General features: G+C 63.7%; 26 protein-coding genes. 9 read left to right on the top strand and 17 right to left on the bottom strand.

The window, feature by feature from the left end; all coding sequences use genetic code 11:
• Nucleotides 1–143: 143 nt before the first annotated feature.
• The 3 genes from FHS69_RS01555 to FHS69_RS01545 all read left to right on the top strand — a co-directional run bounded on the left by FHS69_RS01555 (nucleotide 144) and on the right by FHS69_RS01545 (nucleotide 4,294).
• Nucleotides 144–1,454, top strand: a complete 1,311-nt coding sequence (locus FHS69_RS01555; RefSeq protein ID WP_166776003.1) for an FAD-dependent oxidoreductase — start codon at nucleotides 144–146, stop codon at nucleotides 1,452–1,454.
• Between the two features lie 81 nt (nucleotides 1,455–1,535).
• Nucleotides 1,536–3,287 (top strand): N-acyl-D-amino-acid deacylase family protein, encoded by a 1,752-nt coding sequence (locus tag FHS69_RS01550; protein WP_166776000.1) that lies wholly within the window; start codon nucleotides 1,536–1,538, stop codon nucleotides 3,285–3,287.
• Complete coding sequence (locus FHS69_RS01545) at nucleotides 3,284–4,294, top strand: zinc-dependent alcohol dehydrogenase family protein (protein WP_166775998.1); 1,011 nt, start codon at nucleotides 3,284–3,286, stop codon at nucleotides 4,292–4,294. The genes FHS69_RS01550 and FHS69_RS01545 overlap by 4 nt, the downstream gene beginning before the upstream one ends.
• On the opposite strand, the gene FHS69_RS01540 is transcribed toward FHS69_RS01545, so the two are convergent.
• From FHS69_RS01540 to FHS69_RS01520, 5 genes are all read right to left on the bottom strand, one after another.
• A complete protein-coding gene (locus tag FHS69_RS01540; protein ID WP_166775996.1) occupies nucleotides 4,291–5,361 on the bottom strand; it encodes a DUF2855 family protein in 1,071 nt (356 codons plus the stop codon). The genes FHS69_RS01545 and FHS69_RS01540 overlap by 4 nt on opposite strands.
• A gap of 58 nt (nucleotides 5,362–5,419) precedes the next feature.
• A complete protein-coding gene (gene dnaN, locus FHS69_RS01535; protein ID WP_166775994.1) occupies nucleotides 5,420–6,544 on the bottom strand; it encodes a DNA polymerase III subunit beta in 1,125 nt (374 codons plus the stop codon).
• 257 nt (nucleotides 6,545–6,801) lie between these two features.
• Nucleotides 6,802–7,554 (bottom strand): 3-oxoacyl-[acyl-carrier-protein] reductase, encoded by a 753-nt coding sequence (gene fabG, locus FHS69_RS01530; protein ID WP_067469073.1) that lies wholly within the window; start codon nucleotides 7,552–7,554, stop codon nucleotides 6,802–6,804.
• Nucleotides 7,554–8,492, bottom strand: coding sequence for an ACP S-malonyltransferase (fabD, locus tag FHS69_RS01525; protein WP_067500709.1), 939 nt, complete (start codon nucleotides 8,490–8,492; stop codon nucleotides 7,554–7,556). Before fabD ends, fabG begins: the two co-directional genes overlap by 1 nt.
• A gap of 22 nt (nucleotides 8,493–8,514) precedes the next feature.
• Entirely contained in the window at nucleotides 8,515–9,339 is an 825-nt protein-coding gene (locus FHS69_RS01520; RefSeq protein WP_166775992.1) for an LD-carboxypeptidase, read from the bottom strand.
• A 54-nt stretch (nucleotides 9,340–9,393) separates the two neighbouring features.
• On the opposite strand from FHS69_RS01520, the gene FHS69_RS01515 reads away from it, so the two are divergent.
• On the top strand, nucleotides 9,394–10,821 hold the full coding sequence (locus FHS69_RS01515) for a glutamate ligase domain-containing protein (protein WP_166775990.1): 1,428 nt from the start codon (nucleotides 9,394–9,396) through the stop codon (nucleotides 10,819–10,821).
• On the opposite strand, the gene FHS69_RS01510 is transcribed toward FHS69_RS01515, so the two are convergent.
• Entirely contained in the window at nucleotides 10,818–11,462 is a 645-nt protein-coding gene (locus FHS69_RS01510; RefSeq protein WP_166775988.1) for a glutathione S-transferase family protein, read from the bottom strand. The two genes, FHS69_RS01515 and FHS69_RS01510, sit on opposite strands and share 4 nt — an antisense overlap.
• Nucleotides 11,449–12,399 (bottom strand): DUF808 domain-containing protein, encoded by a 951-nt coding sequence (locus FHS69_RS01505; protein WP_067671031.1) that lies wholly within the window; start codon nucleotides 12,397–12,399, stop codon nucleotides 11,449–11,451. The genes FHS69_RS01510 and FHS69_RS01505 overlap by 14 nt, the downstream gene beginning before the upstream one ends.
• A 215-nt stretch (nucleotides 12,400–12,614) precedes the next feature.
• Here FHS69_RS01505 and rpsF point away from each other — a divergent pair, with 215 nt between their 5' ends.
• The 5 genes from rpsF to FHS69_RS01480 all read left to right on the top strand — a co-directional run bounded on the left by rpsF (nucleotide 12,615) and on the right by FHS69_RS01480 (nucleotide 16,222).
• Entirely contained in the window at nucleotides 12,615–12,980 is a 366-nt protein-coding gene (rpsF, locus tag FHS69_RS01500) for a 30S ribosomal protein S6 (protein ID WP_067468983.1), read from the top strand.
• Complete coding sequence (gene rpsR / locus FHS69_RS01495) at nucleotides 12,980–13,204, top strand: 30S ribosomal protein S18 (RefSeq protein ID WP_094062939.1); 225 nt, start codon at nucleotides 12,980–12,982, stop codon at nucleotides 13,202–13,204. Before rpsF ends, rpsR begins: the two co-directional genes overlap by 1 nt.
• An 11-nt stretch (nucleotides 13,205–13,215) precedes the next feature.
• The gene (gene rplI, locus FHS69_RS01490; protein ID WP_067500700.1) at nucleotides 13,216–13,851 is read left to right on the top strand and encodes a 50S ribosomal protein L9; all 636 of its coding nucleotides are present in this window, start codon (nucleotides 13,216–13,218) and stop codon (nucleotides 13,849–13,851) included.
• A gap of 100 nt (nucleotides 13,852–13,951) precedes the next feature.
• Nucleotides 13,952–15,424 (top strand): AMP nucleosidase, encoded by a 1,473-nt coding sequence (locus tag FHS69_RS01485; protein ID WP_224801704.1) that lies wholly within the window; start codon nucleotides 13,952–13,954, stop codon nucleotides 15,422–15,424.
• A gap of 27 nt (nucleotides 15,425–15,451) precedes the next feature.
• The gene (locus tag FHS69_RS01480) at nucleotides 15,452–16,222 is read left to right on the top strand and encodes an SDR family NAD(P)-dependent oxidoreductase (protein WP_166775986.1); all 771 of its coding nucleotides are present in this window, start codon (nucleotides 15,452–15,454) and stop codon (nucleotides 16,220–16,222) included.
• Between the two features lie 144 nt (nucleotides 16,223–16,366).
• Here FHS69_RS01480 and rimK read toward each other — a convergent pair whose 3' ends face one another.
• From rimK to FHS69_RS01430, 10 genes are all read right to left on the bottom strand, one after another.
• Nucleotides 16,367–17,272 carry a 30S ribosomal protein S6--L-glutamate ligase gene (rimK, locus tag FHS69_RS01475; RefSeq protein WP_166775985.1) on the bottom strand — a complete coding sequence of 302 codons (906 nt, stop codon included), beginning with the start codon at nucleotides 17,270–17,272 and terminating at the stop codon, nucleotides 16,367–16,369.
• Nucleotides 17,269–17,733, bottom strand: a complete 465-nt coding sequence (locus FHS69_RS01470; protein WP_067469002.1) for an ATP-dependent zinc protease family protein — start codon at nucleotides 17,731–17,733, stop codon at nucleotides 17,269–17,271. Before FHS69_RS01470 ends, rimK begins: the two co-directional genes overlap by 4 nt.
• Nucleotides 17,730–18,746 carry a beta-propeller fold lactonase family protein gene (locus FHS69_RS01465; protein WP_166775983.1) on the bottom strand — a complete coding sequence of 339 codons (1,017 nt, stop codon included), beginning with the start codon at nucleotides 18,744–18,746 and terminating at the stop codon, nucleotides 17,730–17,732. The genes FHS69_RS01470 and FHS69_RS01465 overlap by 4 nt, the downstream gene beginning before the upstream one ends.
• The gene (locus tag FHS69_RS01460) at nucleotides 18,740–20,587 is read right to left on the bottom strand and encodes a M2 family metallopeptidase (protein WP_166775981.1); all 1,848 of its coding nucleotides are present in this window, start codon (nucleotides 20,585–20,587) and stop codon (nucleotides 18,740–18,742) included. Before FHS69_RS01460 ends, FHS69_RS01465 begins: the two co-directional genes overlap by 7 nt.
• Before the next feature lie 63 nt (nucleotides 20,588–20,650).
• Nucleotides 20,651–21,172 (bottom strand): hypothetical protein, encoded by a 522-nt coding sequence (locus tag FHS69_RS01455; protein ID WP_166775979.1) that lies wholly within the window; start codon nucleotides 21,170–21,172, stop codon nucleotides 20,651–20,653.
• Nucleotides 21,169–21,924 carry an alpha/beta fold hydrolase gene (locus FHS69_RS01450; RefSeq protein WP_166775977.1) on the bottom strand — a complete coding sequence of 252 codons (756 nt, stop codon included), beginning with the start codon at nucleotides 21,922–21,924 and terminating at the stop codon, nucleotides 21,169–21,171. The genes FHS69_RS01455 and FHS69_RS01450 overlap by 4 nt, the downstream gene beginning before the upstream one ends.
• Nucleotides 21,921–22,568, bottom strand: a complete 648-nt coding sequence (locus FHS69_RS01445; RefSeq protein ID WP_166775975.1) for a 2-hydroxychromene-2-carboxylate isomerase — start codon at nucleotides 22,566–22,568, stop codon at nucleotides 21,921–21,923. Before FHS69_RS01445 ends, FHS69_RS01450 begins: the two co-directional genes overlap by 4 nt.
• Before the next feature lie 98 nt (nucleotides 22,569–22,666).
• Nucleotides 22,667–23,245 carry a hypothetical protein gene (locus tag FHS69_RS01440; RefSeq protein ID WP_166775973.1) on the bottom strand — a complete coding sequence of 193 codons (579 nt, stop codon included), beginning with the start codon at nucleotides 23,243–23,245 and terminating at the stop codon, nucleotides 22,667–22,669.
• Complete coding sequence (locus FHS69_RS01435; RefSeq protein ID WP_067469022.1) at nucleotides 23,242–24,267, bottom strand: aspartate-semialdehyde dehydrogenase; 1,026 nt, start codon at nucleotides 24,265–24,267, stop codon at nucleotides 23,242–23,244. The genes FHS69_RS01440 and FHS69_RS01435 overlap by 4 nt, the downstream gene beginning before the upstream one ends.
• Before the next feature lie 86 nt (nucleotides 24,268–24,353).
• A complete protein-coding gene (locus FHS69_RS01430; RefSeq protein ID WP_166775971.1) occupies nucleotides 24,354–26,642 on the bottom strand; it encodes a S9 family peptidase in 2,289 nt (762 codons plus the stop codon).
• Between the last annotated feature and the right edge of the window lie 70 nt (nucleotides 26,643–26,712).

The raw sequence follows: 26,712 nt of genomic DNA, 5'->3' as shown, positions 1-26,712 counted from the left end.
TCCGCCGGTGTCCCGAGTAGACATAAAGGTAACCATGAATCCTTGCCAAACGAATAACCACGGCGCGATGCGCTGACGGGACGAGCTGCTTGCCAGCATAGGGGCAATCGTGCTTCATCGCGCGCTCCGGAAGGGAGAGATGCATGCGACATATCGCGATCGTCGGTTCGGGCCCGGCTGGCTATTACACCGCCGAGGCTGCGGTAAAACAATGGGGTGAGGATGCCAGGGTCGATATCTTCGACAAGCTGCCCGTCCCATTCGGTCTGATCCGTACCGGTGTCGCCCCCGATCATCAATCGATCAAGGCGGTTGCGCGTCGCTACGAAAAGACCGCCATCGGCGACACCGTCCGTTTTGCCGGAAATGTCGAAATCGGCCGCGACATTGCGATCGAGGAATTGACCGAACTGTACGACGCAGTGATTCTGGCTACCGGTGCGCCGCGCGATCGCGACTTGCCCATCCCCGGCGCGGACAGTGCGAACGTCTTCGGCAGTGCAGCTTTCGTAGGCTGGTACAACGGCCATCCGGAATATGCCGCGCTCGCCCCGGACCTGTCCGGTCGCCATGCGGTCATTATCGGCATGGGCAATGTCGCACTCGATGTGGCGCGCATCCTGTCGAAGACCGAAGCCGAATTCGAAGGGTCCGACATCGTGGCGCATGCGCTTGAGCTGCTGCGCGACAGCAACATCGAGACGATAACGATTCTCGGCCGCCGCGGGCCTCACCAGATCATGATGACGCCGAAGGAACTTGGCGAATTGCTGCGCCTCGAACGCGCCGTCCCCCGCGTCGAGAATGCCGATCTCCCTCCTCCTGAGAGCGACGATATGCTCGATCCGGGGCAGCGCAAGTCGGTCACGCTGCTGCGCGAATTCGCCGCGCTTTCCCCATCCGACCGTGCGGGCAAGGCTCTCTCGATCAACTTCGACTTTTTCGCCAGCCCCACCCTTATCGAACAAGAAGGAGGCAATTTGTCGGGCCTGGTGATCGAGCGCACCGAGTTGAAGGACGGGCGCGCCGTCGGATCGGGCGAAACCTATTGCATCCCCGCCGATCTGCTGATCAGCTGCATCGGATACCGGACATCGCCCATCGTCGGGGTTCCGTTCGACGAGCGCGCGGGCCGGTTTCCAAACGAAGAAGGACGAATAGCGCCCGCGCTCTATTGCGTCGGCTGGGCCAAACGCGGCCCCAGCGGCACGATCGGAACCAACCGGCCCGATGGCTATACGGTGATCGAAAAGGTCGCGGAAGACATTGGCGAGGGAGCCGGAAAGCGCGGCCGCGAGGACTTCGACGAGCTTGCGCAGAAGCGTGCGCTCGACGTCGTTAGCTTCCGCGACTGGCAACGGATCGAAGAGGCCGAAATTGCCGCGGCACGCAGCGGTGCCCCGCGCGAGAAGTTCGTCGACATAGAGAGCATGATTGCCGCACGGGGGGCGTGACCCGCCCTACTCTCCCCCGCAAGACGCTGGACTCATCGGTTGCATTGTGAGACCTTCCTCGGTGGAGAGAGGAGCACAAACATGCCCGCATATGATCTGATCATCCGCAACGGGACCATCGTCGATGGAACCGGACAGGACCGGTTTGCCGGCGATATCGCCATCAAGGACGGGCTCATTGCCCAAGTCGGAGAAGTCGGTGGCGATGCCGCCGAGGAGATCGATGCAGGCGGTCATCTGGTCACACCCGGCTTCGTCGACATCCATACGCATTACGATGGCCAGGCGACCTGGGACCAGGAAATGGCGCCCTCGAGCTGGCATGGCGTGACGACGGTCGTCATGGGCAATTGCGGCGTCGGTTTCGCACCCGCCAAGCGCGACAAGCATGAATGGCTCATCGGCCTGATGGAAGGCGTCGAGGATATTCCCGGCACCGCGCTGGCCGAAGGGATGAAATGGGACTGGGAAACCTTCCCCGAGTATCTCGACGCGCTGGAGAAATTGCCACGCACGGTCGATGTGGGAACGCATGTGCCGCACGGTTCGGTGCGGGCCTACGTGCTCGGCGAGCGCGAGCGCCCCGGCGCGGTGCCGACCGAAAAGGACATCGAGGAAATGGGGCGCATCGTCGAGGAAGGCGTGCGTGCAGGCGCGCTCGGCTTTTCGACGTCGCGCACCGTGCTGCATCGCGATATCGATGGCGAAGTGGTGCCCGGCACCACCGCCACCGCCGAGGAACTCGTCGCCATCGGCCGCGCGATGGGCCGTGCGGGCCACGGCGTGTTCGAAATGGCGAGCGACATGATGCGCGAATGGGACGAATTCGGCTGGATGGGCAAGATGAGCCGCGAAACCGGCCTACCCGTCACTTTTGCTGCGCTGCAATCGATCGCCAAGGAACTGCCGCTCGACGAACAAATCGCCAGCATGCGCGCCGAAAACGACAATGGCGCCAATATCGTCGCGCAGATTGCCTTGCGCGGCAACGGCATCGTCATGGCCTGGCAGGGAACGGTACACCCTTTCCGGCTGAAGCCGAGCTGGAAGGAAATCGAGGACCTGCCGTGGGAAGAGCAGAAGGCGAAGCTCTTCGATCCCGAGTTCAAGGCGCGTATCCTGGCCGAGCAGCACGACTTTTCGGAGGTCAATCAGGACATCATGGGTCTGATCATGGTGGTCTGCGGCGGCTGGAACATGCAGTTCGAAATGGACCCCGATTTCAATTACGAACCCACTGCACAGGAAAGCATACTCGAACGCGCCAAGGCGGTGGGCATGTCGGGCGACGAATATGCCTACGACCTGCTGTGCAGCGATGATGGCAAGGGCTTCATCTACTTGCCGATCCTGAACTACGCCGACGGCAACCTGGACTTCCTGATGGATCTCCAGCAGTCCGACGACACGGTGAATTCGCTGTCCGACGGCGGGGCACACTGTGGCACCATCTGCGACGCAGCTTCACCCACCTTCATGTTGCAGCATTGGGTGCGCGATCGGGCGCGCGGCACGATCGGATTGGAGAACGCCGTCAAGCGCCAATGCAGCGACACAGCCCGGCTATACGGGTTGGAGGATCGCGGGATCCTAGCGCCGGGCTATCTGGCTGATCTCAACATCATCGACATGGACCGGATCAGGCTGGGCAAACCCTGGCTCGCCTTCGACCTGCCCGCGGGCGGCAAGCGCCTGCTTCAGAAAGCCGACGGCTACATTGCGACGATCAAGAACGGCAAGGTCACCTTCCGAGAAGGGCAGTGGACCGGTGAAGCACCCGGCGGCCTGATCCGCGGCCCGCAGCGAGCAGAACTGCTGGAGGCGGCCGAATGAGAGCGATCCGCACGGGCGCGACGCCCTCCACGCTCGAAGCACTCGAAGTGACAGAACTCGACGAAGCGGCGGCTCCCGGCCCCGGAGAGATTACCGTCGATCTCAAGGCCAGTTCGCTCAACTACCACGACTATGCCGTGGTCAAGGGCATGATCCCGACCGCGCAGGGGCGCATTCCGATGTCCGATGGCGCGGGTGTGGTAACGGCTGTCGGCGACGGGGTCAGCGAATTCGCCGTCGGCGACCACGTCGTCAGCACCTTCTTTCCCGATTGGCTGGACGGTGGTCCTCCTTCGAGTGCCTTCACCCGGGTCCCGGGCGACGGGATCGATGGCTACGCACGCGATGCGGTGACTGCGCCTACGCACTGGTTCACGCGCGCGCCGCGGGGATACAGCCATGCCGAAGCGGCGACGCTGACCTGCGCCGGGTTGACTGCATGGCGCGCCCTGTTCGTCGATTATGCGCTCAAGCCGGGGGACACGGTGCTGGTCCAGGGTACCGGCGGCGTCTCGATCTTCGCATTGCAATTTGCCAAGGCCGCAGGCGCAACGGTGATCGCCACCAGTTCCTCCGACGAGAAGCTCGAACGCGTCAAGGCGATGGGCGCCGACCACCTCATCAACTACAAGGAAGTGGAGGCCTGGGGCCCCAAGGCGCTCGAGATCACCGGCGGTCGCGGGGTCGACTGCGTGGTGGAGATCGGCGGCGCGGAAACGCTCGACCAGTCGATGCTGGCCACCCGCGTGGGCGGACACATCGCATTGATCGGCGTGCTCGCAGGCTTCGCCGGCCCGGTTCAGACGGCGGTGCTCTTTTCCAAGAACCTCACCGTTCAGGGGCTGACCGTGGGCAGTCGCCGGATGCAGCAGGATATGATCGCCGCGATCGAGGCGAATGGAATCAAGCCGGTCATCAGCGACACGTTCACGCTCGAGGATCTCGCCGAGGCGTTCCGCCACCAGGAAAGCGGCGGACATTTCGGAAAGATCGCGATCGAGATCTAGGGCTCGATCACGATTCCCTTGGCAGGGTCCACCCTGCCCGCCACCATGTGCACAAAGACATCGCGAGCGGCGGCGAGACCCTGTTTGCGCTCGATCGTGACGCTGTCGCCCGCGTCGGCAAGGAAGCCGCGCCAGCTTTCGGCCATCTGGCGCCCCGCATCCTCGGGTCCGACCTGCTTGAACAGCGCGACCGCATGGTCGGGGGCGAAGAACAGCGTTGGCGTCGGCCCGGGGATGTCACCCGTGCCGCCCTCGCGTTGCTCGATATGCGTTGCACCGACGAGGCATGAATAGGCCAGCGCACTGCCGAGATGTTCATGCAGGCTTTTTAGCAACCCGGCGTTGCCCGCGAAGTCCACCGACACGCTGGGCTCGCCGGCAATCTTGCCGACATCGTCATAGGCGAACACTTCGTCATACAGCCCGCTGTCCTTGACGAACCCGGCATTGCCCGCCGAAGTCAGACCGATACGACGGATATCGGGCGAACGGTGCTTGGCGACGCTCGCCAGCCCCATCGCGGTCTTGGACGATGCGCTGGTGAGGATTGCCTGGCGCGCGCCGAACCAGCTTTCCGAACGCATGAAATATTCGATCAGGAAGCCCGTCTTGAACAGCGGTCCGAAGATCATTCGTTCTCCCTCGCGCGCGGGATCGTGTTCGGGATCGGCTGCGAGGCGCGTGTAGCTGTTGTAAACCGGGCTCATCGGCTGCCGGTGTTCGGCCATGTCGGTGAACCCCGCGGCGCTGACCTTGTCGGGGACCACGTCGAGATGGGTTGCCATGGGCAGATAGCCGTAGACGCGTTCGTCCACCGCGACCTCGGGATGGTTGCTCTCGATCACCCGCGCATGGCCCCACATGGGAACGATGCCCCGACCATCGGGCGCGGGGAAGAAGTTCCAGTATCCGAAGCCGTCACCGACCACGGCATAGGTCACATTGTTCGCAGTGACCGAAAAGCTCTCGATCGCAAGCCGCACTGCGCCCGCGGCCAGTGGCCCTTGCGCGGTTTCAACCAGTTCGGTCTCGCCGATGGAATCCTTGCGGACGTGGACCTGCTGCATTCGAAATCCTCCCTTTGCGGGGAGGACGCTAGCGGCAGGCGCGCGGCAATGCGAGCGCTTAGACGCGCATCGGCATCAGGACATAAAGCGCAGGCGAATTCTCGTCCTTGCGGATCAGCGTGGGCGCGCCCGCATCCGCCAGATGGATCTCCACCGTGTCGGCATCGATCTGGTTGAGAATATCCTTCAGATAGCCCGCGTTGAAGCCGATCTCGAAACCATCGGCGCCATATTCGGCGGGCAGTTCCTCGGTTGCGCTGCCGTTGTCCGGACTGGTGACGGTCAGCGTCACCTTGTCCTTGTCGAGCCCCATCTTGACCGCACGGGTCTTCTCGGTGGCGATCGTCGCGACACGGTCGACCCCCTCGTGGAAGCTCTTCGGATCAAGCTTGAGGAGCTTGTCATTACCCGTTGGGATAACACGCGAATAATCGGGGAACGTGCCGTCGATCAGCTTGCTGGTGAGAACCACGCCGCCTTCCCCACCAAGCGTGAAGCGGACCTTGCTGGCCGACAGATCGATCTGGACATTGCCATCGAGCGATTCTTCCAGCAGCTTGCGAAGCTCGGCCACGGCCTTCCGCGGGACGATCACATCGGGCATGCCCTCTGCACCGTCGGGCCGCGGCAAGGTGAAGCGCGCAAGGCGGTGGCCGTCGGTCGCGGCGGCCTTGAGTACCGGCTCGCTGTCGTCCGAAACGTGGAAGAATATCCCGTTGAGATAGTAACGCGTCTCTTCGGTCGAGATGGCGAAGCGTGTCCGGTCGATCAGCTCGGCCAAGGTCTTGGCAGACAATTCGAAGCTGGTCGGTAGATCACCCTCGACGATCACCGGGAAGTCGTCGCGCGGGAGCGTGGGCAACGAGAAACGGCTGCGCCCGGCCTTGATCGCCATGCGGTTCTCGGCCGCTTCGAGGCTGACCTGCGATCCGTCGGGGAGCTTTCGGGCGATATCGAACAGCAGATGCGCCGACACGGTTATCGAGCCTGCGCTGTCGACATTCGCGTCCATGTGCTCGATCACCTGGAGATCGAGGTCGGTGGCCATGACGCGCAGCGAATTATCGCCTTCCGCCTCGATCAGCACATTCGACAGGATCGGAATGGTGTTGCGGCGTTCCACAACCGACTGGACGTGACTGAGACAACGCAGCAGCGTCGCGCGTTCGATGGTGGCCTTCATGGTCCTACTTTCGTCCCTCTAGGGCGCAGGCAGGGCCGGAATCGCCCCTGCAGCGCCGGAATATGAACGGTCACCCTAGCGGGGCGCTCGGGTGGAGCAAGCCGCAAGCCGCCCGCGTCCGATTTCCTTGGGGAAAAGTGGGCGTTTATCGCTTCGGGAAGACCATATACGGCGTTTGCGAGTGTCCGCGAGGCGGACCGGGCCCCTGCGCCCGGGTCGCGCCCGGGTCGCGCCCGGGTCGCGCCCGCTGGGGCGTCTCAGCCCGGCATCGCCATGCCGCCGTTCACATGCAGCGTCTGGCCGGTGACATAGGCGGCCTCGTCACTGGCGAGATAGGCGACTGCGGCACCGATTTCCTCGCCCTCGCCCATACGGCCCATGGGGATCCGAGAATTGATCGCGCTTTTCTGGTCGTCGGTCAGCGCATCAGTCATCGCAGTGCGGATGAAGCCGGGCGCGACGCAATTCACAGTGATGTTGCGGCTGGCCAGTTCCTGCGCGAGGCTCTTCGACATCGCGGTGAGGCCCGCCTTCGCCGCTGTGTAGTTCATCTGGCCGGGGTTGCCGGTGTGCCCGACCACGCTGGTGATCGAAATGATCCGCCCGCCCTTGGCTTTCATCATCGGCCGCGCGCTAGCCCGCATCAGGCGGAAGCTGGCTTCGAGATTGATGCGGATCACCTGGTCCCATTCCTCGTCCTTCATCCGCATCGCGAGATTGTCGCGCGTGATGCCGGCGTTGTTGACGAGGATGTCCATGCGGCCCAGCGTGTCGACGGTGGCCGGGATCAGCTCCTCTACCTGCGTCGGATTGGAAAGATCGCAGGTAATCTCGACATGGTCGTGCCCGAACTCGTCGTTGAGCTGCTCGCGAAAGGCGCGCAGCTTGTCGGCATTCGATCCCGACAGCGCGAGCCGCGCACCCTGCTTGGCCAGCGCATAGGCGATCGACGAACCTATCCCGCCGCTGGCACCGGTAACCAGAGCGGTCTTTCCTTCGAGACTGAACATCATGCGTTCTCCTTGGCGAAATTCTCGAGGTCTTCCATCGTCACGAGGCTGACGGTTTCGGCTTCCTTGGCGATGCGCCCGACCATCGGGGCGAGCACCTTGCCGCCTATTTCAACGAAGCGCGCAATGCCTGCGTCATGCATGGCCAGCACGCTTTCGCGCCAGCGGACGCGCCCCGTAATCTGTTCGACGAGCAATCCCTGTTCTTCCGCCGGGTCGGTAACGCGGGTTGCAGTGACATTGGCGTAGATCGGCACGGCGAAGGCCTGCGGCGGAGTTTCTGCCAGCGCATTCTTCATCCGCAGCGCTGCGGGGCCCATGAGCGAGCAATGGAAGGGTGCAGAGACGGGCAGCTTGATACCGCGCTTGATGCCGTGATCCTTCGCCAGCGCAATCGCGCGTTCGATGGCCTCGGCGTGACCCGAGATGACCACCTGCGTCGGGTCGTTGTCATTCGCGACTTCGCACACCTGCCCTTCGGCAGCGGCTTCGGCCAGCGCGCTGGCCTTCTCGATATCGGCACCCAGCAATGCGGCCATCGCGCCCACACCGATCGGCACCGCGTCCTGCATCGCAATGCCGCGCAGGCGAAGGAGCTTGGCGGTATCCGTCAGCGAGAACGCACCCGCGGCGCACAGCGCACTGTATTCGCCGAGCGAATGGCCGGCGACACATTCGGCCTTGTCGGCCAGCACGATCCCGAAGTCCTTCTCCAGCACGCGCGCGGTGGCAACCGAATTGGCCATTATCGCGGGCTGCGCATTGGCAGTCATGGTAAGCTCGCTCTCCGGGCCGTCCTTCATCAACGCCGACAGCTTCTGCTTGAGCGCCTCGTCGACCTCTTCGAACACCTCGCGGGCATGCGCGCTGGCTTCGGCGAGTTCGACGCCCATGCCGACCTTCTGGCTGCCCTGACCGGGAAAGATAAATGCAGTCATCGATATCTCCTCGTGGGCGCGCCTAGGCCCGTGGGACGCGTGCCTCAAGCCCGAAGGGGACAATCTTGTTGGCAGCGTCGTGGCCGATGTCGGCGCGGCCGAGATAGGGAATGCCGCTGCGCGCGCACCAATCTTCGACGATGGCGACCTCGTCCGTTCCAAAGGGCCGGTCGTTTTCCGGCACATCGCTGATCCGGCCGAGACGTAGCCCCGCGATGCCTTTCAGGTGCTGCGTAACATGGAACAGCATCCGGTCGACCGCATAGAGATGCTCGGCCACTTCCTCGATCAGGACCACATGCCCCCCGAGGTCGGGCGCGAGATCGGTCCCGACGAGCATCGCCAGCGTGGTGAGGTTGAATGCGACCGCCGGGCGTTCGTCGAGACCCGGTTCGAGCCCGGAAACATGCCCCTTCAGCCAGTCCAGCGCACGTTCGACGGCCCTCTCCCCGCCCTCGCGCCGGATGTCGCCAGCCAGCGGCCCATGCGCCACCCGTCCGATGCCGTCGCGGTAAAGCGCGCCGAGCAGGAAGCCGGTGTCCGAATAGCCGAGGTAGGATTTCGCCCGCGCCGCCGCATTCATCTGCGCGATTGCCTGCGCTGCGATCCGGTTCGAGCCATAGCCGCCCATCGCGAACCACACGGCATCGAAGGCGGGATCGTTCGCGCAGTCGACCAGCGCGCGCAACCGCACGCCATCGTCACCAGCAAAATGCCCGTCTTCGGCGAAACACTGTTCATGGAAATGCAGCGACACGTCGTCACGTCCCGCCGCCAGCGCCTCGACCATATCGGCGCGGTCGCGCTTGAGCCGTTTTCCAGGTGCACAGATCGCAATTCTGACCATTCGCGCGTGCTAGCGCGCTTGTGTCGGGCGACACAACTCAATAGCTGCACGCGAATGAGCGATATGCCCACTCCAGATGAACTCTTCGCGCGCCCGTTCTTCTTTTGCGGCATCGGCGGATCGGGAATGCTGCCGCTGGCGCAGATCCTGCGCGGCCGTGACTGCACGGTCGAGGGTTCGGACCGCAGCCGCGACCAGGGCCGCATGCCGGACAAATTTGCTGCACTCGAAGCGCAGGGCTTCGGCCTCCACCCGCAAGACGGCAGCGGCATCGTATCGGGTGAACAGATCCTCGTCGCCAGCGCCGCGGTAGAAGACAGCGTGCCCGACGCACGCCGCGCTCGCGAACTCGAATGCCTGCGGCTCACCCGAGCCGAGCTCAATTCGATCCTGTTCAACACCAGCGGCGCCGGGCTGGCGGTTGCGGGGACCAGCGGAAAGTCGACCGTTACCGGCATGCTGGGCTGGATCCTCCAAGCCTGCGGCCGCGAACCCACGATCATGAACGGCGCGGTGATGAAGAATTTCGTCGCGCCCGACCGGCCCTATGCCAGCGCCGTCGTCGGCGGACAGAGCCTCTATGTCAGCGAAGTCGACGAAAGCGACGGTTCGATCGCGCTCTATCGCCCTGCGGTCGGCGTACTGCTCAACGTCAGCCTCGACCACAAGAGCATGGAGGAACTGCGACAGCTGTTCGGAGACTATCTCTCGCGCAGCCGCATCGCCGTTATCAATGCCGACGATCCTGAAGCGCTTGCGCTGCTGCCGCTGGCGAAGGAAGTGATCACCTTCGGCATCGCGCAGGAGAAGGCGCAGATCGGCGTCGTCGCAGGGTCGCTCGCCGAAGGTCCCATGCGCCAGGCCGCGCTGGTGATCGACCGGCACGATGGCAGCGAGCACGCGCTGACGCTCAACCTTCCCGGCCGACACAATCTGTCCAACGCGCTTGCCGCCATTGCGGGTGCCGCCGCTGCCGGGATCCCGGTGGCGAAGGCGGTCGAGGCCCTGGCCGGGTTCGACGGTCTTGCCCGGCGTTTCGACGTGATCGGCTCCAGCCCGTCGGGCATTACGGTGATCGACGACTTCGGCCACAATCCCGAGAAGTGTGCGGCGACCTTGCGGACGCTCAAGGCGCATCCGGGGCGCGTTCTCGCCTTCTTCCAGCCGCATGGATACGGCCCCTTGCGGCAAATGGGCGAGGAATTGGCGCAGACCTTCGCTAGCGAACTCGACGAGCAAGACCGCGTGTTCCTATGCAATCCGGTCTATTTCGGGGGCACGGTCGACCGCAGCGAGGGCAGCGAACGGATCGTCGCGCTGGTCGAACAGGCCGGTGGTCATGCCGAACACATAGCCGAGCGCAGCGCAGTCGGCGATCGGCTGGCGCAGATCGCTCGCCCCGGCGACCGGATCGTCATCATGGGTGCGCGCGACGATACGTTGAGCGCCTTCGCCCGCGACCTGTTCGACCGGCTGGCCTAGATCGCCGCGGGTCCGGCGGCCTCGCGTTCGACGGCGCGGAAGTAGCCTTCACGCGCGGTCAGCCGCTCGCGATAGGCCTTGAGCGTTGCCGGAACGCCTTCGTCGAGGCCGACCTTGCGCGCAAGGATGAGCGCGTAGCCGCAACAAATATCCGCAACGGTAAAGCGGTCGGCGCACAGATATTCGCGGCTCTCGAGCCTTTGCTCGAGCTTGACGAGCCGTTTCCAGAACCACTTTGCATAGGCCTGTCCCGCCTCGCCCCAGCCCTTGTCCTTCTCGAACAGCGCGAACCGCATGTAGACGGTTTGCGGGAAGGTGATCGTGGCATCCGCGTGATAGGTAAAGTCGAGATAGGCGGCAAAATCCGCCTCGTCCGGCTCCACCACCAGTGAGCGATCGCTCCCCTTGCTCGCCAGATAATGCGCAATCGCGCAACTTTCGGTCATTGCGGTTTCACCATCGACCAGCATGGGAACGGTGCCCAGCGGGTTGATCTCGAGAAACTCGGGCGCCTGGAAACGCGGCGGGAACGGCAACAACCGCAGGTCGATCGCGACGCCCGCTTCTTCCGCCGCCCAAGTCGCGCGCAGCCCACGCGATCCTGCACAGGTGTAGAGGACCGGCAACTCAGTGCTCGGCATGCGTCTGACCGAGCTTGAAGACATTGTGCACCAGCAGCGCGATCACCACGCCGAGCACGAGCCCCGCCAGAGCAGAGAGGCCCGCATAAGTCGCCCAGCCCAGAATGCCCGACAGCCCGCCGGTCACCGCCTCGACCGTGTGTTGCAGGCCATGCGCCCAGTCCGAGGGGCCGTGCAGTCCGAGCTCATGCAGGCTGTGCAGGATGATCCCGCCGCCAACCCACAGCATGGCGATGGTGCCGACGAAGGACAGCGTCGTCAGCAGGTAGGGCACCGAATTGACAAGAAACTGGCCGAACGCCTGCGCCGCCTGCGAGGATTTCTCGCGCAGGTGCAGTCCGATATCGTCGAGCTTCACGATCAGCGCCACCGAGCCATAGACCACCAGCGTCACGGCGATGCCGACAATCGCCAGCACGCCCGCGCGGACGATGAAATCCTCGGCCGCGACTTCGTTCAGCGTGATCGCCATGATCTCGGCCGACAGGATCAGGTCGGTGCGGATCGCCCCGGAAACGCGCTGCTTTTCGAATGCCACCGGATCGACGATCTCGTCTTCGACGGTGAGGCCGTGCTTTTGCCCGCCGAGCTTTTCCATGACCTTCTCCGCGCCTTCGTAGGAGAGGTAGGCGCCGCCCGCCATCAGGATGAAGAGGATCGCGCTGGGCAGCAGCCAGCTCAGCAGTAGCGCGCCGGGCAGCAGGATGATCAGCTTGTTCTTCAGGCTGCCCTTGGTGATGTTCCAGATGATCGGCAGCTCGCGTGCGGGGCTGAGGCCGGTGACATAGCTCGGCGTGACCGCCGCATCGTCGATCACGACGCCGGCGGTCTTCGATCCCGCCTTGGATGCTGCGACACCGATATCGTCGATCGAGGCGGCGGCCGTCCGGGCGATGATCGATACGTCGTCAAGCAGGGCTACTAATCCACCGGGCACGTCTTGCTCCTTCGTTGCACATGCAATACCGCCCTGCCCGCAGCGTTCCCGCGTGCCAAGCCCCGAACTTGGCTTGCAATCCCCGCCAATCCCGCTATGTGCGCGCATCCCTCGTGTCCGGCCCGCCGGATTCGCCGGGATGTCGAAGAAAGCCGGAGGGGCCCCGCAATCCCGCGGACAAGCCAGCGATCGGCCACATGTGAAAGGACAAGGGCATGGCTCTATACGAGCATGTTTTCTTGGCGCGACAGGATCTGAGCCAGGCTCAGGTCGACCAGCTCGCCGCCACCGCTACCGAGATTGTCGAGAAGAACGAAGGCAAGGTCACCAAGACGGAGACCTGGGGCCTCAAGAACCTCGCCTACAAGATCGACCGCAACCGCAAGGCGCATTTCGTGATGCTCAACATCGAGGGCCCCGGCGCCGTCGTGCAGGAGCTCGAGCGCCAGACCCGCATCAATGAAGACGTCATCCGCTACATGACCATCCGCGTCGACGAGCACGAGGAAGGCCCCAGCGTGATGATGCGCAAGAACGAGCGCGATGCGAAGAAGCGCCGCGACCGCGAGGAGCGTAACTGATGGCCCGCCCGTTTTTCCGCCGCCGCAAGTCCTGCCCCTTCTCGGGCAAGAACGCCCCCGCGATCGACTACAAGGATGTGCGCCTGCTGCAGGGCTTCATGTCCGAGCGTGGCAAGATCGTCCCCAGCCGCATCACCGCCGTCAGCGCGAAGAAGCAGCGTGAACTGGCCAAGGCCATCAAGCGCGCGCGCCACATCGGCCTGCTGCCGTACATCGTGAAGTAAGGAGAACTTCGATGGATATCATTCTCCTTCAGAGGATCGAAAAGCTCGGCTCGATCGGTGACGTCGTCACCGTGAAGGACGGCTATGCCCGCAACTTCCTGCTCCCGCAGAAGAAGGCGCTGCGCGCCAACGAAGCCAACAAGAAGGTCTTCGAGGCGAACCGCGACCGCCTGGAAAAGGAAAACGCCGAGCGTCGTACCGAAGCCGAAAAGTCAGGCGAAAAGGTCGCCGGCGAGGAAATCGTCCTGATCCGCGCCGCGTCGAACACCGGCCAGCTTTACGGTTCGGTCAATGTCCGCGACATCGCTGCTTCGCTTGGCGAAAAGGGCCACGAGATCGACAAGAAGCAGGTCATCATGGGTGACCCGATCAAGTCGATCGGCATGCATGAAGTCCGCATCGACCTGCACCCCGAAGTCTCGGTCACGATCAAGGCCAATGTCGCTCGTTCGGACGACGAAGCCGAACTGCAGAGCCAGGGCATCGACGTGATGGCGCAGATGTTCGAAGACGAGCAGCGCGAGATCGAAGAGCAGGCCGAAGCCAACCGCATCGATTCGACGCTCGAGCCCGGCGAAATCCCCGCCGACATGCTCGAAGGCGAAGGCGACGAAGCAGACGCTGGCGAAGAGACCGCCGAGGGCTGATCTTCGTTTCGTACGACAGACAAACAGGGCGCGGTGGCTTCGGTCGCCGCGCCCTTTTTGTAAGAACCGCGAACGCACCCTATGTTGGGCGGCGACGCAAATCCGAAAACAACAAGAGGCAGGAGAAACGCCCATGGAATCAATCGAACAAACACTCGATCGGCTCGAGAAGATCTACGACGCTGCCGTCGCGCGGCTGCGCGAAGATGTCATCGCCTTCGGTCGCGAACGCATCCTCCCCGCACCCGAGCGCCGCAGCGACGGCAGTTATGCCTATCCCGAACTGCGCCTGCGTTTTCGCGGCGGCGACCAGCCCGAGGACCGCAATCGCGCCTTCGGTCGGCTCAATGCACCAGGTCTGTACACGACCACGGTGACGCGCCCCGTCCTGTTCCGCGATTACCTGCGCGAACAACTCGAACTGATCGACGAGAATTACGAGGTCGAACTCGAAGTGGGATCTTCCAAGCAGGAGATCCCTTTCCCCTACGTGCTCGACGGCGAAGCCGGTGCGGAACTGGTCGGGGTCGATCCCAATCTGATTGCACGCCACTTCCCGTCGACCGAACTGGCCGACATCGGCGACGAACTGGCCGATGGCATCGTGCTCGAGAACGACGAGGACCCGATCCCGCTGTCGCTGTTCGACGGGCTGCGTACCGACTTCAGCCTCGCGCGGCTGGCCCATTACACCGGCACCAGCACCGATCACTTCCAGCGATTCATCCTGTTCACCAACTATCACCGCTATGTCGATGAATTCGTTGACTGGGCAGGCGCGCAGTTGGGATCGAACGGCTATACCGCGCTGGCCGGCGCAGGCGGGCTGATGCTGACCGAAAAGACCGACAATGCGCGCGCGCAACTGTCGGATACTGCGTGGCGGCGTCACCAGATGCCCGCCTACCACCTGGTCGGGCCCAATCGCGAAGGCATCACGCTGGTCAATATCGGCGTCGGGCCCTCCAACGCCAAGACGATCTGCGATCACCTCGCCGTGCTGCGTCCCGAAGCGTGGCTGATGATCGGCCACTGCGGGGGCCTGCGTCCCAGCCAGAAGATCGGCGATTACGTGCTCGCGCACGCCTATCTGCGCGATGATCACGTGCTCGACCCGGTGCTGCCGCCCGAAATCCCGCTGCCAGCGATCGCCGAAGTGCAGCAGGCGCTTGCCGGCGCGGCGGAGCAGGTCTCGGGCGAACATGGCGCGGACCTCAAGAAGCGCATGCGTACCGGCACCGTCGTCACCACCGACGATCGCAACTGGGAACTGCGCTTCACGCAATCGGCCAAGCGCATGAGCCTTAGCCGCGCGGTCGGCGTCGATATGGAAAGCGCCACGATCGCGGGCCAGGGGTATCGCTTCCGCGTACCCTACGGCACGCTGCTGTGCGTGTCGGACAAGCCGCTGCACGGCGAGATCAAGCTGCCGGGCCAGGCCAATGCTTTCTACGAGGAAGCGATTGCGGCGCACCTCCAGATCGGGGTGACGGCCTGCAAGCTGCTCAAGGAGGAAGGCCCGCGCCTGCACAGCCGCAAGCTGCGCGCTTTCAACGAGCCGCCGTTCAGGTAACCTTTCCCCCGACAAGGGAGAGACTGCATGACCAAGACACCGGACCGCTCGCGCTCGATCGCTGGGCGGGTGGCGATCGTGACCGGTGCCGCCAGCGGCATGGGCGCCGCCACCGCCCGGCTATTTGCAGCCGAAGGCGCGCAAGTTGCGGTGACCGACCTCGATCTGGGCGCGTGCGAAACGGTGGCGGCGGAATGCGGCAAAGGCGCGCGCGCCTTTGCGCTCGACGTGTCTGACAAGGACGCGATCACGCAGGTGGTAAGCCGGATCGCCGCCGATTTCGGCGGCGTCGACATCCTCGTCAACAACGCCGGCGTGTCGAGTTTCTGCGCCCTCAACGACGATGGCTACGAGGAGATCTGGCACCGTGCGCTCGCGGTGATGCTGACGGCGCATCAGCGCATGGTGCGCGCGGCACTGCCCTACCTGCGCGCGAGCGACGCACCGCGTATCGTTAACATCGCCAGCACCGAGGGACTGGGCGCGACGCCCGGCGACACGCCCTATATCGCTGCCAAGACGGGTGTCACCGGCCTTACCCGAGGGCTGGCGGTCGATCTGGGCCCCGAAGGCATCACGGTGAATTGCATCTGTCCCGGCCCGATCCGCACGGCGATGACCGAGGCTGTGCCCGATGAGCACAAGATTATTTATGCCAAGCGGCGGACCGCGCTCAAACGCTATGGCGATCCCGAAGAGGTCGCGCATATGACGTTGTCGCTGGTACTTCCCGCGGCCAGCTATATTACCGGCGCGGTGATCCCGGTCGACGGCGGCCTGATGGCGCGCAATGCGTGAGAGGCGCTATTTGTCGGAATTTGACACGCGCTAGGCCGGATCGTCGCAGGTCCAGGCTCGTCATGGACTATTGCGAAGCGAAGCCTTTAAACGGATTGTCAATTATCCAAGGGCCCTTGCCGAGGCCCTATCCGGCTTCCTGCGTCATCCTTGCCCCTTGGTCTTGGTCTTGCCGTCCTTGGCGCTCTTCTCGATGAAATCGATGATCATCCCGGCAATGTCCTTGCCCGTGGCGTTCTCGATGCCCTCGAGCCCGGGCGAACTGTTTACCTCCATGATCACGGGGCCGTGATTGGACCGCAGCATGTCGACGCCGCAGACATTCAGCCCCATGCGCTTGGCCGCGCGAACGGCGGTGCTGCGTTCCTCGGGGGTGATCTTGATCAGCTGCGCGCTGCCGCCACGGTGGAGGTTGCTGCGGAAATCGTCGGGCGCACCAGTGCGCTTCATCGCCGCGACCACCTTGCCGCCGACCACCAGCGCGCGAATGTCGGTACCGCCCGCTTCCTTGATGAACTCCTGTACCAGGATGTTGACGTTGGCGCCGCGGAACGCCTCGATCACCGATTTGGCCGATGACATCGTTTCGGCAAGGACGACACCGATGCCCTGAGTGCCTTCCAGCAGCTTGATCACCACCGGCGGCCCCTTGACCGCCTTGATGATCTCTTCGGCTGCCTTGGGATCGTTGGCATAGGCGGTCAGCGGCAGGCCCAGCCCGTGCTTGGCGAGGATCTGCATGCTGCGCAGCTTGTCGCGGCTGCGCCCGATCGCGACGCTTTCGTTGAGCGGCCAGCAACCCCGCATCTCGAACTGGCGCAGGATGGCGAGACCGTAATTGGTAATCGACGCACCGATCCGCGGGATTACCGCATCGTAGCCGATGCAAGGCTCGCCATTGTAGAACACCTCGGGCTTGTGACTGGCGATATGCACCGTGCAGCGCAGCGTGTTGAGGATGTCGAACTGGTGTCCGCGATCCTCCGCCGCTTCCTGCAAGCGGCGGTGCGAATAAAGATTCGGATTGCGCGCCAGCATCGCGATTTTCATGGTTTGTGGCCTTTCGTGACCTTCATTTCCGGCGTCTGCAGCCAAGAATAGCCGCTGTCGACTACAAAACGACGGCGCAGCGACGAACGGCCGATCAGCATCGGGAAGCGCATGTCGCGCCGGTCGGCAAGGCTGATCTCGGCTCGAAACTCCACGCCGCCGATCTTCAATGGCGTCTTGATAACATAGCGGCGCTGGGTTTCGCCATTCGAACTGGTGATCCCACGAACATCGACATGCACCGCCTCGCACACCTGCCTGACGTGCTGCTGTGCGAAATCGACTGCGAAGCGGACGTATCGCTCACCGTCACGCTCGAATTCCTCGAGCACCGTGCCGTGCAGCGAGGAGGTGCGCGCGCCCGTATCGATCTTCGCGGGAACGGCGTGCAGCCCGAGTTCGGGAAGGTGGACCAATTCGCGCCAGCCCACCACCGGGAGTTCCTTGCGCTTCACGCTCATTCGATGATGGCAATTCCGTCGCCGCCGCCCTCGCCCGGCAGCCGCCGCAAAACGCGCCCGCTGGCGAAATCGACTTCGGCGATCGTGTTCGCAGTGGTTTCGGCCACGTAGATCCGCTCGCCATCGGGTGAGAACAGTATGGTTACCTGCGTCCGCTCCATCGCTTCTTCGACGCTTGAAACGACGATGGTACGCACGACTTCACCGCTAGCGGTGTCGATCACGCTCAGCGCGCCATCTGCAAGATCGGACGTCACGGCATAATCGCCTTGCGGCCGTAGCGTTATACGCAGGGGAAAGCGACCGGTGGCGATCCGCTGGCGAACCGCAAGCGTCTGCGGGTCGAGTTTGAAGGCAGCATCCGACTTGCGTGCGGACACCCACAGCGTTTCGCCATCGTCCGAAAGCCAGATGCCTTCGGGCTCCTCGCCCACCTCGACCGAGCGCGGTGCGCGCCGCGTCTCGAGATCGATCAGGCTGACCGTGCGCGATCCCAGATTGGTCGTCCACGCATGATTGCCGTTGGGCGCGACCGCGAGCATATGCGTGCCGTCCTGGCCCGAGGCATATTCGAAGGTGTCGGCCTGGCCGAGTGGATCGCGGATCCAGAAGATCGAACGGCGCCCCTCGGCAGTGGCGTAGAGATCGCCATTGGCGTGCCACACGATGCCATGCGGACGCGCGCCATCGCCCAGATCGATGCGTGTCACCTTCGCCAGATCGGACGTGCGGAACACATCCACACTCTGTCCGCCATAGCAGGCAAGCGCGACATGCACCGCATCGGGTGAAGTCGCCAGTTCGTGCGGATTGGCGCAGCTACCGACCGTGATCGTCACCGAGCCGCTAGCGAGATCGACCTTCGACAAGGTGTTGCCGAACTTGCCTGCGACGAACAGTGCACCCGGCACGCTTGCCTCCTGCGGCGGTGCGAGCGCGTCCTCGCCCCCCGCGACGGGCGCACAGGCGACCGCCAGCGGCAGGGCGAGGAGTAGGGCGATACGGCTTACCACCCTTCGGCCATACCCGCGTTCTGCTCGTCGAGCCAAGCCTTGAGCGGGGCGAAATACTCGGCCATCGCTGCGCCGCTCATCTGACGTTCGCCGGTGAAGGCTTCGAGCGCATCGGGCCACGGCTTGCTCGCGCCCATTTCGAGCATCGCGTTGAGGTTCTTGCCGACTTCCTCATTGCCGTAGAACGAGCAGCGATGCAGCGGCCCTTCCCAGCCCGCCTGATCGCATGCGGCCTTGAAGAACTGGAACTGCAGGATCCGCGCAAGGAAGTAGCGCGTGTACGGTACGTTGCCGGGGATATGGTACTTGGCGCCCGCATCGAAACCGCTTTCGTCGCGCTCGACCGGGGGTACGATGCCCTGATATTCGAGCCGCAGGTCGTTCCAGCCCTTGTTGAGCTGATCCGCGGGAATCGAACCGTCGAACAGGCCCCAGCGATAGCGATCGACCATCAGGCCGAAGGGCAGGAAGGCGACCTTGTCCATCGCCTGACGCAGCAGCAGGCCGATGTCCTTGTCCGCGCTGGGCACGTCCGCCTCGTCGAGCATGTCGATCTGCACCAGGTATTCGGGCGTGATCGACAGCGCGATCATGTCGCCGATGGCCTCGTGGAACCCGTCATTGGCGCCGTTGAGGTGCAGATAGTCCTGCTGGTTGTAGGCGCGCTGGTAATAGTTGTGGCCCAGCTCGTGGTGGATCGTGATGAAATCGTCCGCGTTCTTCTTGATGCACATCTTGATGCGCAGGTCGTCGACATTGTCCACGTCCCACGCGCTGGCGTGACATACGACCTCGCGGTCCTGCGGCTTCACGAACTGGCTGCGTTCCCAGAAAGTTTCCGGCAGCGGCTCGAAACCGAGCGAGGAGAAGAACTGCTCACCGGTCCGGACCATCTCGATCTCGTCGAGACCCTTGGCGGTGATCAGGTCGGTGAGGTCGTAACCGATGTCGCCGGCTCCCTCGGGCGCGACCAGCGGATAGATATTGCCCCATTCCTGCGCCCACATATTGCCGAGCAGATCGGCGCGAATCGGGCCGGTGGCGGGCTGGACTTCAGCGCCGTACTTGGCGTTGAGCTTGCCGCGGACATAAGTGTGCAGCGCCATGTAGAGCGGCTTCACTTCCTGCCACATGCGTTCGGTCTCGGCCGCGAACTGGTCGGGGTCCATATCGTAGTTCGAGCGCCACATCGCGCCGAGATCCGCGAAACCGAGCTCTTTCGATCCTTCGTTGGCGATGGCGATCATGCGCTGGTAGTCGCCGCGCATGGGCGCACCAACATTGTCGTGCCAGCTGGCCCACATCTCGGCCAGTTCAGCGGGGGTGCGATCGAGGTTGCCCATCTCGGCCTCGATGTCGCTGCCGTTGATTTCCTCGCCATTGAGCGTGCCCTTGCCCTTGCCATAGGCCGAGCCGAGCTTGGTTGCGATTTCGTTCAGCTCGGTCGCCGCGCCATCGCGGACCGGAGCGGGCATGACGATGCCGTTGCGCAGGATGTCGAGTTTGCGCGCGACCTCGGCATCGAGCCCCTCGACGCGCGCATATTTCGCCGCTTCATTGGCGTAGCGGACCGACTTCTCGGTCGCCTCGGCGCCGTATTTCGCCGCGAGCTGGTCGCTGTCATGGACGATGTAAGTGTTGTTGAGCCACAGCACGCGCCCGTATTCGACCGAGAAATCGAACATGTCTTTCTCGACCATGGCCACCCAGTCGGCCGCACCCTGCGGCGTCATCGGGTAGGCGCTGGCCGCCGCCTCGGTTCCGGCAGCGTGATGGTCGGCCATTGCGGGCGTGGCCAGCGAGACGGCGAGCGCGGAGAGCGCGACGGTTGCGAATTTCATGCAGGACCTCTCAGAAACGATGATGTGGTTTCACGTGCTACCGGATTGCACCTGCAGCGCGGGTTAATCAAGCGGCCCAGCATCGATCCGTCGCATGACCAGCGCTACCGGCACGCCGACGAAAGTGACGATCCAAGCGATTACCTTGAAGGGCCGCGCGGTGGCGGCGGACGCAGCGAGGGGATCCGATCCCTTGTCGGCGATGAGCTGGATGATCTGGAGCACCGTTTCGGTATAATCGGTCAGCACGAATACCAGCGCCGCAGCGGCAATGAATGCGCCGATGACCCGGACCCTGCCGCCCGCCGGCATGAAGCTGCGGCCAGCGCGCCAACTGCCCCAGCCGTAGATTGCGATGAAGACGAGATCGCCGATCATCGCGAGGACGGCCAGCGGGCGCACCCCGCCCTCACGCCATTGCGTCTGGATCGCGTCGACCCGCGCGGCGGTGCCTGCCGCCTGGTGATCGGTGATCCCGAATGTGACCGGGTCTGGTGCGGTGACCCCGGCGCCCAATCCTATCACCACCACGAAAGCGAAGAGGCCCCACAACCACCAGCGCAGTTCCGGGGCCGCCGCGTTCATGCCTGCCGCCCCAGCCATTCGGCGATCGCCTGTCCGAGATCGGGCTTGGTCACGCTGCTCATGTGCGTTCCCGGCACCTCGACGAAGTCGGCATCGGGCAGAAGTCCGGCCAGTTCCTCCGCCGAACCATTGTCGCGATCTTCGTCACCACACACCACCAGCGTCGGCATGGTGATGTTGTCCAGCAAGGCGAGATCGAGGTCGGGCATGGTGTCGAGCAGCAACCGTGCCGCCACGCGATCGACCCCTTGCGACTTGAGGAACTGCATCGAGAAATAATCGGGATCGCCTTTGGGGATGGCATCGAATTCGTCGATCACGCGGCGGAACTTGGCCGCGCGGCGCTGCCATTCGCCAAGCCCCGCGGTCCCCATCCCCCCGATCACCAGATGCGCGGGCGTCAACACGCCGTGCGCTACTGCGTGCAGCGAGGTGCGCGCGCCGAGCGAGAAGCCGCCGAGGTCGTAATCCTCCAGTCCGAGATGATCGACCAGCGCGGCCACGTCGCGCACCAACACGTTGCCGGGATAGCTCTCGGGATCATGGGGTGCGGCGCTTTCGCCGTGGACGCGGAAATCGAGCATGAGAACTTCATAACCCTGCGCCGCGATCGCTTCGTGATGCCCCCATTTGATCCAGTTCATCGCCGCACTGGAGAACAGGCCGTGAAGCAGCACGAACGGCCGCCCTTCCCCGTGTCGATGCAGCGCCAGCCGCGTACCGTCGAAGCTGTCGAAGAATTCGGTGTTCATCGTTCTGTCAGCCCCTTCTGGTCCATTCTCCAGCGGACCATTTCGATACGGTCCTGCCCGAAGAACGGTTCACCGTCGAACACAAGGGTGGGCACACCCCAGTGACCTGCCGCCTCGAGCGCATCCTGGTTAGCGGCGATCTCGGCGTCGAGCGCATCGGGCTGCGCGGTGACTTCGCGTTCGATCTCGGCCGGATCGAGACCGGCCCGGGCGAGCGCGCCGCCGAGATGATCGCCCTCGTGCCAATTTTCCTGTCCGCCCCAGATCAACTGGCCCGCTTCATGCGCGAAGGGCAGACCGGATCTTCGCCGTGCCGCAGCCTGTCCCATGCGGGTGACCCGGCGGATATGCGGTTGGTCGGCAGCGATCCTGCGCGTCGCGACATCCTGCACGATCGGATCGGGTCGTGGTGCACCGAAGGGAATATCATGGAACTGCGCCACGCGCAGCATGTCGCGCATCGTGTAGCCGAGCCAGTTGGGATGGTTGCGCTCGAAGAAATCGGGTTCGCGGATTGCCAGCGGCCAGACGGGGCGCAGCGCAATGTCGAGATCGTATTTCTCGGTCATCGCGCGATAGCGCCCGACCGCGAGGTAGCTATAAGGCGAGCGGAAGCTGAAATAGAGCTCTGCGGTCAGGGTCATGCAGCGGAGTTATACATCTCCGGCCTCGCAGCGAAAGCGCGGACCGCAACCGGCCTTCGCAGGAGGTCGTTCGATCCCGGCTCGCCCGCGGATAACGACTACCGGAAGAAGCAGCTGATCCCCGCCTGGAGCCCGCTTACCAGTTCACCATCCTCGGCGAAGCCGGTGATCGTGCCGTAATCGGCGGCGGTATATTCGAACTCGCCGTCAAGCGTCGTGTCGAGTGCGCGAACCTGCCGTTCGCGCTTGAGCGTGTCGAGCGTTGTCGTACCGGGCTGAACGCCATCGGAGGTTGCCACTCCTTCGCCTTCGCGCAGGAACCAGCCGCGGAATTCGTCATCCATATAGGCGATCTGCAGCGGGCCGAACTGGCTGAATTCCATAGGCCCCGCGCCGCATTCTTCGTTGCTCGAGCGTTCCGGAGCGGAGCCGAAAGCCGCTTCGATTGCACCGTCGACTTCTGCGCGTGGCGCGCCGAAACGCAGCGGCTCTTCGCCCTTGGGCCCAAGCCCGTTTGCATCGACCACCACCACGGCATCGTGGAACTGCTCGATTGAAGGATTGGTGAGCGCAGCCTCGGCCCCTTTGGGATCGACGCTCGTCGCCGCGTCTTCCGGCCCACCCGAGCAGGCGAGCAGCAGGAGCGGCAGGGCGATGAGCGGGGCTGTACGGATCATCCCTTCTTAAGACATTCGCGGCCGAGCAGTTCCGCGATCTGCACCGCATTCAAAGCGGCGCCCTTGCGCAGATTGTCCGAAACGCACCACAGCGTGATGCCATTGTCGACCGTCGGATCGTCGCGCACGCGGCTGATGTATGTGGCGCTGTCGCCCGCGCTTTCGACGGGGGTCACGTATCCCTCGTCCTCGCGCTTGTCGATCAGCATTATACCCGGCGCCTCGCGCAGGATTTCCTGTGCGTCTTCGGCGCTCAGCTCGTTCTCGAACTCGATATTGACCGCTTCGGAATGGCCGACGAAAACCGGCACGCGCACGCAGGTGGCGTTGAGCTTGATCTTCGGGTCGAGGATCTTCTTGGTCTCGACCACCATCTTCCATTCTTCCTTGGTCGAACCATCGTCCATGAAGACGTCGATATGCGGAATGACGTTGAAGGCGATCTGCTTGGTGAACTTCACCGGTTCGATCGGATCGCCGACAAAGATCGCCCGGCTCTGCTGGAACAGCTCGTCCATTCCCGCCTTGCCCGCACCCGAAACCGACTGGTAGGTCGAAACAACCACGCGCTTGATCTTCGCGGCGCGATGCAGCGGGGCCAATGCGACTACCAGCTGCGCGGTCGAGCAATTGGGATTGGCGATGATATTGCGCTTGGCATAGTCGTGGATCGCATCCGGGTTCACCTCGGGCACGATCAGCGGCACGTCCGGGTCCATCCGGTAGAGCGAGCTGTTGTCGATCACGACACAGCCGGCAGCCGCCGCCTTGGGGGCGTATTCCTTTGCCGGACCGCTGCCTGCAGCAAACAGCGCAATATCCCAGCCCGACCAGTCGAAATGCTCGATGTTCTTGCATTTGAGCATCTTGCCGGTGTCGCCGAACTCCACCTCAGTGCCATGCGAGCGACTGCTGGCCACCGCCGCGACCTCGTCGCAGGGGAAAGCACGCTCTGCGAGCACCTGCATCATTTCACGACCGACATTCCCGGTCGCGCCGACCACGGCAACACGATAACCCAAATCAATTCTCCAGTCAGTATACGCCCGCGGAGATAGCGATTACCCGCGTCCCCGCAAGCGCACATACGTTTGCGCGGCCTAAAGCCTCACTCGGGCGGCGTGACGCCGTGGCTTTCGAGGAAGCGGAACACGGTGTTGTAGCGGTGCGGCGAGATCTGCTCGCCCGAAACGCGGTGGGTGTATCCGGGATAGAGCATCATCTCGAACGGCACGTTGGCCTCCTGCATCGCGGAGATCACTTCGGTCGCGTTTTCGAATACGACATTGTCATCGGCCATGCCGTGGATAATCAGCAGCGGATCGGTGATCTTCGTGGCTTCGGGAATGGCGCTGGCAGCGGTGTAGGCCTCGCCATCGGCCTGCGGTGTACCCATGTAGCGCTCGGTATAATGGGTGTCGTACAGTTCCCAGCGGGTTACCGGGGCGCCGCTGACGCCTGCTGCGTACAGACCCGGATCGGCCTGCAACTGCTTCAGCGTCATGTAGCCGCCATAGGACCAGCCATCGATCGCGATCTTGTCGGGATCGACGAAGTCGAGCGTCTTGAGATATTCTGCCCCGGCCTTCTGGTCGCGCACCTCGACCCCGCCCATCGCGCGGTAGAGCGGCTGTTCGAAAGCGACCCCGCGATAGTTGCTGCCACGATTGTCGAGCGCGAACCAGATGTAGCCCTTGTCGACGATCGCCTGCCTGAGCGCGCCGTTCCAGCCGCGATCAACGATCTGCGGCCCCGGCCCGCTGTAGTGATAGTAATAGACCGGGTAACGCTTGCCCGGCTCCATTTCGGGCGTGACCATCTCCCAATAGAGCGGCGTGCCGTCCTCGGCTTCGATCGTCCCGTATTGCGTGGGCCGGTGGCTGGCGAGATAGGGCGCATAGGGATGATCCGCGTCGAGCGCGTTCTCCTCGATCCAGGCGAAGCGCTGGCCCTGCTGATCGGCGATGTAGCTGTGCGGCGGCGTGTCATCGTTCGAGCGCGTTATGACAAGCGTCTGCCCCTTCCCGTCCATCGTCGCCGAGTGGGTATAGTCAGTCTCGGTCAGGCGCTGCGGCTGCGCGGCAGGGTCGGCATAGTCGAGCGAATAAATGTGCTGCTCGAGCGAATCCTCCGCGCTAGTGGCGAGATAGAACAGGCGCTTCGCTGCCTGGTCCACCCCCACCAGCTTGCTAACCACGAATGCGCCACGCGTCAGCTGGCGCGCATCCTGCCAGTCGTCGCCCGCGGAATAGAGATAGAGGTGGCCGTATCCGTCGCGCTCGGACCACCACACCAGATCGCCGTTGTCGAGCAGCTTGTAATCGTCGCCAAGATTGATCCAGTAATCCGCCACTGCAGCCTTCTCGGTGAAGACCGGCGTCGCCGCACCTGTTTCCGGATCGACCTTGAGCATGTCGAGCACGGTCTGCTCGCGGTTCTGGCGCTGGACGTAAAGTGCGCTGCCATCGGGCGCCCAGTCCACCCGTGCAAGATAGAAATCGGTCGGATCGCCTTCAGTATAGATACCGGGCTGCTGGTGCGCGGCGAGATCGACCTTGACGCGGTTGTTGCCGTCGGGATCCATCACGTAGAGTTCGACATCGGCATTCTCGCTGCCCGCGACCGGATAGCGCTGGTCGAATACCTTGGTGCCGGTGGCGCCGATCGCCGCGCGGGTGACAATGCCGACCATGCTCTCGTCGAAGCGTTCGACCGCCACGCGCCGGTCGTCGGGGCTCCACCAATAGCCGGTCAGCCGCGCCATTTCCTCCTGCGCGACGAACTCCGCCTCGCCCCAGCGCACGTCTTCGCCTTCCTTTGGCGTAACGGGCTGCGCTTCCCCACCCGTTTCACCGACCCAGAGCCGGCGGTCGCGAACGAAGGATACGTAGGCACCGGTGTTGCTCAGTGCGGGATTGAGCTCGCTCTCCTCGGTATCGGTAAGTTGCACCGTTTCCCCGCTCAGCCGCGCGAGGTAGAGGTCGCCGTCGAGCGGGACGAGCACGCCGCTGGCATCTTTGGTCCACTGATAGTCGATGATCCCCTTCAGACTGCCGACCCGTGCGCGCTCGCGCTGCATCTTCTCGTCTTCGGACAGGTCGCGGCCCGATCCCAGCGCCTCGCTGTCGACCAGCATCGCCCATTCGCCCGCGTTCCGGTCATAGGCCCACAGATCGTAGCGCTCGCGGTCGGCTTCGCGATTGCGCAGCACGGTTAGATAGCGACCATCGGGGGACAGCTTCACCTTGCGCGGCGTGGGCCCGTCGAGCCCGGGCGAGGCAAAGACGCGTTCGAAGGTCAAATCCATGGGCGCGGTCTCCGTCGTGGTCTGCGCCTGGCTTGGCGCGGTCAGGCAGGTGCCGAGCATGAGTGCGGCGGCAAGGGTCAGGGCTTTCATATGGTCTCCGCAGGAACAGTTGCGGGTTCCTCGCAACGCGCGTCGGCGAATGCAAGCGCGGCCGCCCGAG

Origin of the sequence: Qipengyuania flava, from assembly GCF_011762005.1 — a bacterium.
In the GTDB taxonomy this organism is placed as follows: Bacteria; Pseudomonadota; Alphaproteobacteria; order Sphingomonadales; family Sphingomonadaceae; genus Qipengyuania; species Qipengyuania flava.
This window is presented reverse-complemented; position numbering and strand designations above follow the sequence as displayed.

Bases quoted from the DNA above. Each gene is read 5' to 3' on its own strand.
- FHS69_RS01480 (WP_166775986.1), top strand. From the start codon at position 15,452: ATGACCAAGACACCGGACCGCTCGCGCTCGATCGCTGGGCGGGTGGCG.
- rpsF (WP_067468983.1), top strand. From the start codon at position 12,615: ATGGCTCTATACGAGCATGTTTTCTTGGCGCGACAGGATCTGAGCCAG.
- FHS69_RS01460 (WP_166775981.1), bottom strand. From the start codon at position 20,587: ATGAAATTCGCAACCGTCGCGCTCTCCGCGCTCGCCGTCTCGCTGGCC.
- dnaN (WP_166775994.1), bottom strand. From the start codon at position 6,544: ATGAAGGCCACCATCGAACGCGCGACGCTGCTGCGTTGTCTCAGTCAC.
- fabD (WP_067500709.1), bottom strand. From the start codon at position 8,492: ATGACTGCATTTATCTTTCCCGGTCAGGGCAGCCAGAAGGTCGGCATG.
- rpsR (WP_094062939.1), top strand. From the start codon at position 12,980: ATGGCCCGCCCGTTTTTCCGCCGCCGCAAGTCCTGCCCCTTCTCGGGC.
- rplI (WP_067500700.1), top strand. From the start codon at position 13,216: ATGGATATCATTCTCCTTCAGAGGATCGAAAAGCTCGGCTCGATCGGT.
- rimK (WP_166775985.1), bottom strand. From the start codon at position 17,272: ATGAAAATCGCGATGCTGGCGCGCAATCCGAATCTTTATTCGCACCGC.
- FHS69_RS01440 (WP_166775973.1), bottom strand. From the start codon at position 23,245: ATGATCCGTACAGCCCCGCTCATCGCCCTGCCGCTCCTGCTGCTCGCC.
- FHS69_RS01470 (WP_067469002.1), bottom strand. From the start codon at position 17,733: ATGAGCGTGAAGCGCAAGGAACTCCCGGTGGTGGGCTGGCGCGAATTG.
- FHS69_RS01515 (WP_166775990.1), top strand. From the start codon at position 9,394: ATGAGCGATATGCCCACTCCAGATGAACTCTTCGCGCGCCCGTTCTTC.
- FHS69_RS01550 (WP_166776000.1), top strand. From the start codon at position 1,536: ATGCCCGCATATGATCTGATCATCCGCAACGGGACCATCGTCGATGGA.
- FHS69_RS01540 (WP_166775996.1), bottom strand. From the start codon at position 5,361: ATGCAGCAGGTCCACGTCCGCAAGGATTCCATCGGCGAGACCGAACTG.
- FHS69_RS01510 (WP_166775988.1), bottom strand. From the start codon at position 11,462: ATGCCGAGCACTGAGTTGCCGGTCCTCTACACCTGTGCAGGATCGCGT.
- fabG (WP_067469073.1), bottom strand. From the start codon at position 7,554: ATGTTCAGTCTCGAAGGAAAGACCGCTCTGGTTACCGGTGCCAGCGGC.
- FHS69_RS01455 (WP_166775979.1), bottom strand. From the start codon at position 21,172: ATGAACGCGGCGGCCCCGGAACTGCGCTGGTGGTTGTGGGGCCTCTTC.
- FHS69_RS01430 (WP_166775971.1), bottom strand. From the start codon at position 26,642: ATGAAAGCCCTGACCCTTGCCGCCGCACTCATGCTCGGCACCTGCCTG.
- FHS69_RS01545 (WP_166775998.1), top strand. From the start codon at position 3,284: ATGAGAGCGATCCGCACGGGCGCGACGCCCTCCACGCTCGAAGCACTC.
- FHS69_RS01555 (WP_166776003.1), top strand. From the start codon at position 144: ATGCGACATATCGCGATCGTCGGTTCGGGCCCGGCTGGCTATTACACC.
- FHS69_RS01450 (WP_166775977.1), bottom strand. From the start codon at position 21,924: ATGAACACCGAATTCTTCGACAGCTTCGACGGTACGCGGCTGGCGCTG.
- FHS69_RS01445 (WP_166775975.1), bottom strand. From the start codon at position 22,568: ATGACCCTGACCGCAGAGCTCTATTTCAGCTTCCGCTCGCCTTATAGC.
- FHS69_RS01520 (WP_166775992.1), bottom strand. From the start codon at position 9,339: ATGGTCAGAATTGCGATCTGTGCACCTGGAAAACGGCTCAAGCGCGAC.